Origin of the sequence: uncultured Pedobacter sp., assembly GCF_913776295.1 — a bacterium.
Classification (GTDB): domain Bacteria; phylum Bacteroidota; class Bacteroidia; order Sphingobacteriales; family Sphingobacteriaceae; genus Pedobacter.
In genome coordinates, this window is the sequence record NZ_CAJYOJ010000054.1 from 1 (window position 1) to 10603 (window position 10603).

Sequence of the window (10603 nt, forward strand, 5' to 3'; positions counted from 1 at the left end):
GGTGCTGATTTAACGATCGGTGCAAAAACCATTACAGTAACGGCTGCAGCGAAAAGCAAAACCTACGGCGATGCCGATCCCGCATTGACTTATACCTTCGCTCCTGCACTGGCAGGTACCGATACCTTCACAGGAAGCCTGACCAGAACACCAGGTGAAAATGTGGGTACATATGCGATCAACCAGGGTACGCTTACACTGAATGGTAACTACAGTTTAACTTATGTGGGTGCTGATTTAACGATCGGTGCAAAAACCATCACGGTAACAGCCGCAGCAAAAAGCAAAACCTATGGAGATGCTGATCCAGCCTTGACTTATACATTCGCTCCGGCATTGGCAACCGGCGACAGTTTCAGCGGAAGTCTGACCAGAACACCAGGTGAAAACGTGGGCACTTATGCGATTACCCAGGGAACACTTGCACTAAGCAGCAATTATACAGTAACCTACGTTGGTGCAGATCTAACGATCGGTGCAAAAACCATTACAGTAACGGCTGCAGCAAAAAGCAAAACCTATGGCGATGCTGATCCAGCCTTGACTTATACCTTTGCTCCGGCATTGGCAACCGGCGATAGTTTCAGCGGAAGCCTGACCAGAACACCAGGTGAAAACGTGGGTACTTATGCGATTAACCAGGGTACGCTTGCACTGAATGGCAACTACAGTTTAACCTATGTTGGTGCGAACTTGAGCATCAGTGCGAAAACGATCACGGTAACGGCAGCGGCGAAAAGCAAAACCTACGGCGATGCTGATCCAACCCTGACTTATACCTTTGCCCCGGCACTGGTAACCGGCGATAGTTTCAGCGGAAGCCTGACCAGAGTACCAGGTGAAAACGTCGGCACTTATGCCATCAACCAGGGCACACTTGCACTAAATGGCAATTACACTATTGCTTACATCGGTAGTAACCTGACCATTACTAAATCAGTATTGATGGTTACTGCTAATAATGCTGTGATGTGTCAGTCTGACGGGTTTCCGGCCTTTGGTGTAACTTATAGTGGTTTTAAAGCTGGCGATAGTGAAAATTCGTTAACTACAAAACCAATGGTAAGCACTACCGCAAATAGAAATGTTGCAGGTAATTATGTATTGGTACCATCTGGTGGTGCATCGAACAATTATAGTCTGGTTTACGTCAATGGTACATTAACCATTAATGCCATTCCTTTGGTGAATATAGCAAGCAATAAAGGAACGGAGTTCAGTAAAGGTGAAACAGCAGTATTAACGGCCAGTGGAGGCACAGCTTATAGCTGGTCTACAGCAAGTGGTATCGTGAGCGGACAAAATACGGCTACACTGAATATTCGTCCGTTGCAAACCACAACTTATACGGTCAGGGTTACCAATGCCAGTGGCTGTAATAGTTCAGCATCGATCACCATTAAGGTAAATGAAGATTATAAGTTGGTTGCCAATAATATCTTAACACCAAATGGAGACGGTGTAAATGATACCTGGATTGTACAGAACATTGATATGTATCCAAACAATGAAGTCCGGATTTTTGACCGCAATGGCAGAGAAATGTACAACAAAAAGTCATATGATAATAGCTGGAATGGAACTATCGGAGGAAATGACCTCGCAGAGGGCACTTATTATTATATCATTACTTATGGCCCAAATAAATTGGTTCAAAAAGGATTTATCACGATTATCAGAAACCGTTAAGAAAATGAAAAGGATAAAAACAACAATTTTGATACTGGCTGCTCTTATCGGTGTTTCGAAGGTAAATGCGCAGACCAATCCATTGTTAAACCAGTATTTTAACAACACCTATCTTGCTAATCCGGCCATGGCCGGATTAGCAGAAGGTGCAACTGCAGACCTCACTTTCCGTTCTCAATGGAACAATGTTCCCGGAGCGCCAATGGTACAAAACCTGAGCGCCACTTATGGATGGGAAAGAGTAGGGGTAGGGTTAAACCTGAACCTGGACAAAGCAGGCTTGCAAAGGCAGACAAGGATTCTGGCAAGTTATGCCTATCATCTGCCGCTCAACGGATCTGCAAAATTACATTTTGGTTTATCTGCAGGCTTTATGAATCAGCGGATCGATATGCAAGATCTGATAGGTAATCCAAATGATGCACAGGTTGGTGTTTATAATACCGACCATCGAACCTATTTTGATGGTGATTTTGGGGTTGGATTAACTTCACAGCGCTTTAATGTAGATTTTGCATTGGTGAACCTTAAAAATTATTTCAACAGGGATAACTTAAAATTAATCAATACGCCAGCTGTATATGCATCAGCTGGCTACAAATTTGATATTGGAGAAAGCTTGTTTCAACCTAAAGTAGCCTATCGTTCTTTTACGGGAATTGCTGATATTGTGGATATCGGCGGTCAACTAGGAGTTGCCGATCAGCAGTTATTATTTACAGCCATGTATCATACCAGTAAGGCTGCAAGTTTTGGTGTCGGGTTACATTATAAGAAAAAGTACATGATCAATACCGCATATACCACACAAACCGGTAACTTAAGCGGTTACACTGCAGGTAACTTCGAAATTAACCTCGGTATCAATTGGTAATTTAATTCATTATCCCAATAAATAATGATGATATCACATTAAACGGTCACAGCGGAATCCTGTGGCCGTTCAATGTTATTATCGTATTCCGGCAAAGCCCAAAGCTGACATGATCTTATCTGGTCTTAGCGTCTCGCTAAGACTTTAATTACAACATTTTTTAGGAAAGCAGGTACACTAGTTCTTCGGTCTCCTCAGCCCCGCCCTCTGTTACAAATCCTCGCCCTCATGCTTCGGGCTGTGGGTTTTTCACTGCGGTCGGGTTTAGCTGGCAGTACCTGTAATACGATCAGGGATTTTCAGACCATGCGATTAGCACTGGTCGTGGTTAAATAAACCTGACAGAGGGGGTAGCCCACAGTGGAGCGCTACCGGTACCGATTTTCATCGGTAGCACAACGAGGACTATGAGCGATGGCGGAACTGCTGCAGCCATAGAAAACAGGACCTTCGTTTTCAAACCAAAAGACGCCTGCTTATCAGTTCGTCTAAATAACAACCTTCAAAAAAGATTCTTCGATGCGCCCAGAATGATAGCAGTTATTAATTACAAAAACAAACTACTGTGTTTAAAAACAAAAATAACCTAATCACAGTTAATTCGTATGGAGATTATTACACGAGAGAGAGGTTGGTGTTGATCGATAGCTGATAAAATTATAAATGATGTCATGTTCTTTTTGTTTTTCTGTCAAAACTTGTAAATTGCTTAAGTAAATCGATACATATTGTCAGTTTTTAGTGGTCAAAAAATCCTTACAATAAACCGACAATGTAATGTCTGCAACTGGATGTTTCTGGTAAATGTCCCTTTAAAACCTTTAGAACACTTATTACGTAGATAGATATGATCAAAATGGTATTTATCAGAATAATAATCTTACATTAAATTTTGGATTCTCTGGCATTTAAATGCCTTTTTATCCACCCATATGGCGCAATTGTTGATAAAATAAAGAAAACAGTACGTTCGTTTTTATAAAGTTATTTTATAGTTTAGGGACGTAGCTGTTAAGAAAGGTATTATGGAAGCAAAATTTTCACCACAGGTTAAAGATGTGATCTCTTTTAGTAGGGAGGAAGCGCTCCGCTTAGGACACGATTACATCGGAACCGAGCATTTATTATTGGGCCTCATCCGCGAAGGGGATGGCATGGCTATAAAAATTTTACGATCGTTAGGAGTTGATACCGGTAAATTGCGCCGCTCAATTGAAGATGCTGTTCGCGGTACTTCGAGTGTTACAGTAAACCTGGGTAATATCCCATTAACTAAACAGGCAGAAAAAGTTTTAAAAATTACTTACTTAGAAGCTAAAATATTTAAAAGCGATTTAATTGGCACCGAACATTTGCTCTTATCGGTTTTGAGAGATGATGATAATATCGCCTCACAAATCTTATTGCAATACGGCATTACTTATGATGTTTTTAAACAGGAGGTTGAAGTGAATAAAAATGGTTTCAGAGATGATATCTCGAACAGTGCTTCTACAGGAGGCGATGATGATTATCGCGAAGAGGAAAGCTTTAGCACACCTAAAAAAGTATCGGATATAAAGTCTAAGACACCTGTTCTGGATAATTTCGGTCGCGATTTAACAAAGGCAGCAGAAGAGGGCCGTTTAGACCCTATCGTTGGCCGTGAGAAAGAAATTGAGCGCGTATCGCAGATTTTATCCCGTAGAAAAAAGAACAATCCAATTTTAATTGGAGAGCCGGGAGTGGGTAAATCCGCTATTGCAGAAGGCCTTGCCTTACGTATTGTTCAACGTAAAGTTTCACGTGTACTATTTGGTAAACGTGTAGTTACGCTAGATCTGGCATCGCTGGTGGCTGGTACCAAATACCGCGGTCAGTTCGAAGAACGTATGAAAGCCGTGATGAACGAACTTGAAAAATCTACTGATGTAATTTTATTTATCGATGAGATTCATACGATAGTTGGTGCCGGTGGTGCATCAGGTTCATTAGACGCATCCAATATGTTCAAACCTGCTTTGGCAAGGGGCGAAATTCAATGTATCGGTGCTACAACATTAGATGAATACCGTCAATACATTGAGAAAGATGGTGCTTTAGACCGTCGTTTTCAAAAAGTAATGGTTGAACCGGCTACACCAGATGAAACTGTTGAAATTTTAACACGTATTAAAGATAAATACGAAGAACACCATGGGGTAACGTATACAGAAGAAGCTATCCTAGCTTGTGTTAATTTAACCTCACGTTATATTTCTGATCGTTTCTTACCGGATAAAGCTATTGATGCCTTAGATGAGGCAGGTTCGCGTGTTCACTTAACCAACATCCATGTTCCTCAAAACATTATTGATATCGAGGCCAAAATTGAAGATATCAAATTAGAGAAAAACAAGGTAGTACGTAGCCAGAAATATGAAGAGGCTGCAAAATTGCGCGATACTGAGAAAAATTTAATTGAAGAATTAGATAAAGCTAAAGCGGAGTGGGAAGCAGAAACCAAAACAAAACGTTACGAAGTATCTGAAGACAATGTAGCCGAGGTGGTTTCCATGATGACCGGTATTCCGGTGCAACGTGTGGGACAAACTGACAGTGCAAAACTGTTGAATATGTACGATAAAGTGGCCGAGAAAATTATCGGTCAGAACGATGCGATCAAAAAATTGACCAAAGCCATCCAACGTACAAGAGCGGGATTAAAAGATCCTAAAAAACCGATAGGTTCCTTTATTTTTCTAGGTCCAACCGGTGTAGGTAAAACAGAACTCGCAAAAGAATTGGCTCGTTTCATGTTCGATAGCGATGATTCTCTGATTCAGATCGATATGAGTGAGTACATGGAGAAATTTGCTGTTTCGCGTTTAGTAGGAGCGCCTCCGGGATACGTGGGGTATGAAGAGGGTGGACAATTAACAGAAAAAGTAAGAAGGAAGCCTTACTCCGTAATTTTACTGGATGAGATTGAAAAAGCACACCCTGATGTATTTAATATCTTATTACAAGTTCTGGATGAAGGACAGCTCACCGATAGTTTGGGCCGTAAAGTTGATTTTAGAAATACAATCATCATCATGACTTCTAATATTGGTGCCCGTCAACTTAAAGATTTCGGTCAAGGTGTTGGTTTCTCTACAACCGCGAAAACAAACCAAGCCGATTCTCATAGTCGTGGCGTAATAGAAAGTGCATTAAAACGTGCTTTTGCCCCTGAATTCCTGAATCGTGTTGATGATGTAGTGGTATTCAATAGTTTAGGTAAAGATGAAATCTTTAGAATTATTGATATCGAGTTAAAAGCTTTGTTTGGTCGCGTTCATACACTTGGTTATGAAATTGTATTGACTGATCATGCAAAAGAATATATTGCTGACAAAGGTTTTGATAGTAATTTTGGAGCTCGTCCGTTAAAAAGAGCAATTCAGAAATATTTAGAAGATCCGATCGCCGAAGAGATTCTTAAAGGCGAATTGTCCGAAGGTGATGTTCTGGAAATTGATTATGATAAGACTACCGAACAGGTATCAATTAATCATAAAAAAGGCGAAAAGAAAAAAGAAGAGCCAAAGCAAGAAGAAGATTCTTCGAAATAAATGAAAAAAACTCCCGATGAAAATCGGGAGTTTTTTCATTTAATACATCTGGTTAGGATTTATTTGTTTTTGAAGTGTGAAAAATATGAATGCAAATAATTTTTTTATTAAAATTCATTGTATCTTTCCTGAAACAAAACTATAAAAATGAAGTCTATTGTCTTTCCCTTAATGTGTATAGCCCTGTGCTGTACCTTATCCTGTAAAAAAGGATCTGATTCCGGTACAACGGATACCACGTCCAACACCTTTAAAATAGAAATGTCTACTGCAACCAACATCAATAACGATGTGCTTTTAAAACTGGTTAATGATACCCGTTTAGCAGGATGTAATTGTGGTACGACTAAAATGCCGCCTGTGGGTGCTTTAACCTGGAATGCCAATCTGGCCTCGGCTGCCATTTACCAAAGTAAATATATGGCATCGATCAAAAGTATGGTACATACTTCTGCCAATGGTGAAACAGTGGGAGCCAGGGTAACTGCTACCGGCTATGTTTGGACAAGTGTTGGTGAGAATATTGCAGTAGGACAAACCACCGAAGCACAGGTTTTTAATGATTGGATCGCGAGTGAAAGCCACTGCAAAAATATGATGACCGCATCTTTTAAAGAAATGGGCGCAGCTAAAACAGATGGCTATTGGGCGCAGGTTTTTGCATCAAAATAATTTATAACCGGAGTTCGTCATTTGGATCGAAGTGTAAGGCAGTCGAGAACAAAGGTTCTATGATGCTAAATTTAGCTAATCAGGCCGCTCTATTTAACTATGTTTCAATCTGGATGACGTCTTTTTTTAAATCCCATCATTTATATCAAATCCATCAACGCCTTATAATATCGCTCATAATTTTCTGGTGCTGTGTTTAAAAACAGAAAAGGTTCTATGAGTTCTAACTCCATCAGTAAAAATTCACCGTTTACAAAAGTTCCATCAACACGGGCATAAAGACAGTTTTTAGCAAATAAATCAACGTATTGCTGAGCAATAGCAATCAGTTCATGATTAGGGCTTTGTGGATGTACCGATCCGCCATGCGCAGGTTGTACCCTGAAATCGCCAGGTTTGGCTTTTTTAATGAGCGAATGGCTATAAGTCCCGTTGAAGAAAATGAATGACCATTCGCCGTTTTCCAAAATTTCCGGCAAAAATGGTTGAATGATAAAATCTTCTTCCTGTATCAGTTGATTTAACTGCAGTTCTATGGCATCAATATCATTGATTGTTATCTTGAACGTATTCTTTGCGCCACCACTAATACAGGGTTTTACGATTAACCTATTGGTGTTAAATTTCTCGAAGTAGTGTTTAAGCGTTACGCGATCTTGTTTGTTGATAAAGACGCTGGGTATAATTTTTAGGCCGTCAGCTTCAATTTCCTTCAAATAGCGTTTATCTGAATTCCACCGTACCACCTCAATTGGGTTAAGTAATTTTACTTTTTTAGTTTCTAAACGTTTCAGCCAGGTGTAGAAATCTTGAATCAGGTCAAAATAATCCCAGGGCGATTTTAAGATCGCTAGTGGATAATCCTCCCAGTTAATATGTGGATTATTCCAGATGACCAGATCAACGTTTAATCCTTTTCCTTTTAAAAAATGAAGGAGTTTGTCGTCCTCACTTTCAACGGTAGATGTATTATAAGCGCCTTTGTCCAGATAGGTAATCAATGCGATCTTCATGGCGTTAAAACTAAGTTTTATACCGGTAGTTTACAAATTAGTATCTATAAACAACTTAATATTTTGTATGTTCTGTGGTGGATTACAAATTCACCGCTCAATTACCCAGATTGCAATCGTGACCGAAAAATTTGAGAGGACCGTGATCATAAACCACGGCCCCGAGCGTTAGGGATTTCTCTCCCCGAATATTAAAACAGGCTCACCTGATTGCTTGGTATTTTGAACAAGGTGTGGTCTAAGATAATATCTTTTACATTTAGGCCATTTAAGCGGCAATGCAGTCTGAAGTTATCCCTGATCATCTGGGAAATATGGCCATCACCGCGCATTCGGTCGCCAAACCGGCTATCATTTACATTACCCCCATGGCAACTCTGAATGGAATGCCATACTTTATCAAAGCGGTCTGGAAAATTTTTCTGTAGCCAATCTTCAAAGATCTGACCGATGGCACCATTGAGCCTTACTACGGTGTAACCCGCTTTAATGGCACCAGCATTGGCAACTGCTTTTAATATTTTTGGAATTTCATGGTCACTTAAACCTGGAACAAGGGGAGCAACCATTACGCCCACAGGGATTCCATCTTTACTGAGTTCTTCTACCACCTTTAACCGTTGTTTAGCCGTGGTGGTACGCGGCTCCATTACCTGCCTTAAATCTTCATTTAAACTGTTAATGGATACATAAACCATACAGAGGTTTAACCTGGCCATTTCTTTTAGAATATCCCGATCGCGAAGGATAAGTGAGTTTTTGGTGATCATTCCGATAGGCTGCTTGTAGGCCAATGCAATTTCAAGCAACTGACGGGTTAGCCTAAATTTTCTTTCGGCGGGTTGGTAGCAATCCGTATTGCCGGAAAGGGAAATGGTAGTGGCATCCCAGCCTTTTCTCTCCAGAAATTTTTTAAAGAGTGTTGGTGCATCTTTTTTAACTATAATTTTTCGCTCAAACTCTATGCCGGCGCTATAACCCCAGTACTGATGCGAATTGCGGGCATAACAATAAGTACAACCGTGTTCACAACCTTGATAGGGGTTTAAAGAATAGGCCATGCCCACGTCCGGACTATCAACTTTATTCACGATGGTTTTCGAATTTTCGAAGATAAAAGAAGTTTTGCGATCACTTTCCTCCCAGTCGTCTATTCCTTCATTGTGCTCTTTTACATAAACATCTTTTAAAAATTTGTTATGTGGATTAACTTGAGCACCTCTACCCTTAAAATACTGTTTTTCTGCTTCGCCGATCATAGCATAAAATTACTAAAAATATTAGTAATTTTATGCTTAAGCCAAAGCTAACTTTTCAACAATTACTTGTTACTTCCGGAGAGCGGAATGTAATCCATTGGTACCATATCGGCCACTTTCTCATAGGCCCAGTAGCCTTCGTACAGCAACGATCGGGAATCGTAAATGCCACCATTTTCATAAAACCGCACTCCCTCACCGGTTAAATTCGCTGCAGAAATTTCATTTTCCGGTATATCCAAAGGTCTGAAAATCCAGAAACCTGTTTTAGAGTAGGCAAGCGATTCTTTTTCTTTGGTATACTGAATCAAAAGTGCATCGGTATAGCTCAGATATTTTAAATTCGGGTTAAAGTAATGTACTAAGGTATCGGTAAGTACCTCGGCTCTCGAAAATTTATCAATGGTTTTGGGCATTTCCTGTTGTTTTGTCCAGAACGCAAGTAAGGCGGTATCTATTTTACCTTTTGTTTGTCTGATGCCTGTTTTTTCTGGTACGGCTTTAATTTTTTCTAGATTGGTATTGATTACATGCTGTGGGTAACGGTTTGGGTTGGGAATTTTGATCATTTTATTGATGATAAATCCTTCTTCCTTTGTTTTATTGGCGTAAAGTGAACGAAAAAAATGTTGTGATGAGCCATAGTAGGCTACTTCTCTTGCAGCAATATATTTTTTCCTTTTAGCAGCAGATGCCTTTAATTCTTCAAAAAAAGGGTGTCCGGAATAAAATATGATATGCGTGCGGGAATTATACTCGAAATGATCCAGCATATATTTGAGGCGATAGCCCAGTGCTTTATTTTCTACGATTAAAAATTCTGTAGTAGATACGGTCAAAGTGCTTTTGGTAATGTCAAAATCTACATTTAAAACCTGCGGATTTAAGATCCGGCACTGTGCTGCATTTGGTGTTTTACCAATAAAAAACTCCTTAAACTGGTTAATATATTTTTGTCTGTTAGGATCGGCCCTGATGACCACTTCATCAAGCTGAGCGACATTTTCTTTTAAAACCAACTCTACCTGAACGGATTTATCGGAAATAATCACGCTTTTGGAATAGGGGAGGTAACCCACAAGCTGCACAAGCAGGTCGTAGCTGCCCGGTTTCAGGTTTGGAAGTTTAAATCTTCCATCGTTACCGGCAACGGTGGCAATTTTATATCCGCTCATGTATATACTCGCACCGGGCAATCCATCTTTTTGATCCCTAACCACACCACTAATCGAGAAAGTATTTTGAGCAATGGCATTAGTACCCAACATGATCAGCATAAAGGCTACTAAAAGGCTTTTAATCATGGAGACGAATGTAACCAAAAGGCGGAATATTTATTAAAGATGCAGCAGATTTTTAACAGATTTAACATTTGATGTTTATCATTAATAAGCACTGTCATCCTGAGGAATAATTTATGGTATAAAAATCAATATAAATGACGTAACTGATTTCTTATGCCATACAGCACAGTCTTGCCTCGGCTCACCGCCGCCGAAGGGCTCTTACTTTTTGGCATCA

7 protein-coding genes are annotated in these 10603 nt (G+C 40.0%); 4 read left to right on the forward strand and 3 right to left on the reverse strand.

What is annotated here, in order from left to right:
* The 4 genes from QZ738_RS11695 to QZ738_RS11710 form a co-directional block, all read left to right on the forward strand.
* A partial coding sequence (locus tag QZ738_RS11695; protein ID WP_293787712.1) for an MBG domain-containing protein occupies positions 1–1689 on the forward strand: 1689 nt, incomplete at its 5' end.
* 4 nt (positions 1690–1693) lie between these two features.
* On the forward strand, positions 1694–2563 hold the full coding sequence (locus QZ738_RS11700) for a PorP/SprF family type IX secretion system membrane protein (RefSeq protein ID WP_293787714.1): 870 nt from the start codon (positions 1694–1696) through the stop codon (positions 2561–2563).
* Positions 2564–3588: 1025 nt separating this feature from the next.
* On the forward strand, positions 3589–6138 hold the full coding sequence (locus tag QZ738_RS11705) for an ATP-dependent Clp protease ATP-binding subunit (protein ID WP_293787716.1): 2550 nt from the start codon (positions 3589–3591) through the stop codon (positions 6136–6138).
* A 147-nt stretch (positions 6139–6285) separates the two neighbouring features.
* Positions 6286–6810 (forward strand): CAP domain-containing protein, encoded by a 525-nt coding sequence (locus QZ738_RS11710; protein ID WP_293787718.1) that lies wholly within the window; start codon positions 6286–6288, stop codon positions 6808–6810.
* 140 nt (positions 6811–6950) lie between these two features.
* On the opposite strand, the gene QZ738_RS11715 is transcribed toward QZ738_RS11710, so the two are convergent.
* The 3 genes from QZ738_RS11715 to QZ738_RS11725 form a co-directional block, all read right to left on the reverse strand.
* On the reverse strand, positions 6951–7823 hold the full coding sequence (locus QZ738_RS11715; RefSeq protein WP_293787720.1) for a hypothetical protein: 873 nt from the start codon (positions 7821–7823) through the stop codon (positions 6951–6953).
* 191 nt (positions 7824–8014) lie between these two features.
* Entirely contained in the window at positions 8015–9082 is a 1068-nt protein-coding gene (locus QZ738_RS11720; protein ID WP_293787722.1) for a PA0069 family radical SAM protein, read from the reverse strand.
* A gap of 62 nt (positions 9083–9144) precedes the next feature.
* Entirely contained in the window at positions 9145–10386 is a 1242-nt protein-coding gene (locus QZ738_RS11725) for a carboxypeptidase-like regulatory domain-containing protein (protein ID WP_293787724.1), read from the reverse strand.
* Positions 10387–10603 lie beyond the last annotated feature (217 nt).

Bases quoted from the DNA above. Each gene is read 5' to 3' on its own strand.
- QZ738_RS11725 (WP_293787724.1), bottom strand. From the start codon at position 10,386: ATGATTAAAAGCCTTTTAGTAGCCTTTATGCTGATCATGTTGGGTACT.
- QZ738_RS11715 (WP_293787720.1), bottom strand. From the start codon at position 7,823: ATGAAGATCGCATTGATTACCTATCTGGACAAAGGCGCTTATAATACA.
- QZ738_RS11700 (WP_293787714.1), top strand. From the start codon at position 1,694: ATGAAAAGGATAAAAACAACAATTTTGATACTGGCTGCTCTTATCGGT.
- QZ738_RS11705 (WP_293787716.1), top strand. From the start codon at position 3,589: ATGGAAGCAAAATTTTCACCACAGGTTAAAGATGTGATCTCTTTTAGT.
- QZ738_RS11720 (WP_293787722.1), bottom strand. From the start codon at position 9,082: ATGATCGGCGAAGCAGAAAAACAGTATTTTAAGGGTAGAGGTGCTCAA.
- QZ738_RS11710 (WP_293787718.1), top strand. From the start codon at position 6,286: ATGAAGTCTATTGTCTTTCCCTTAATGTGTATAGCCCTGTGCTGTACC.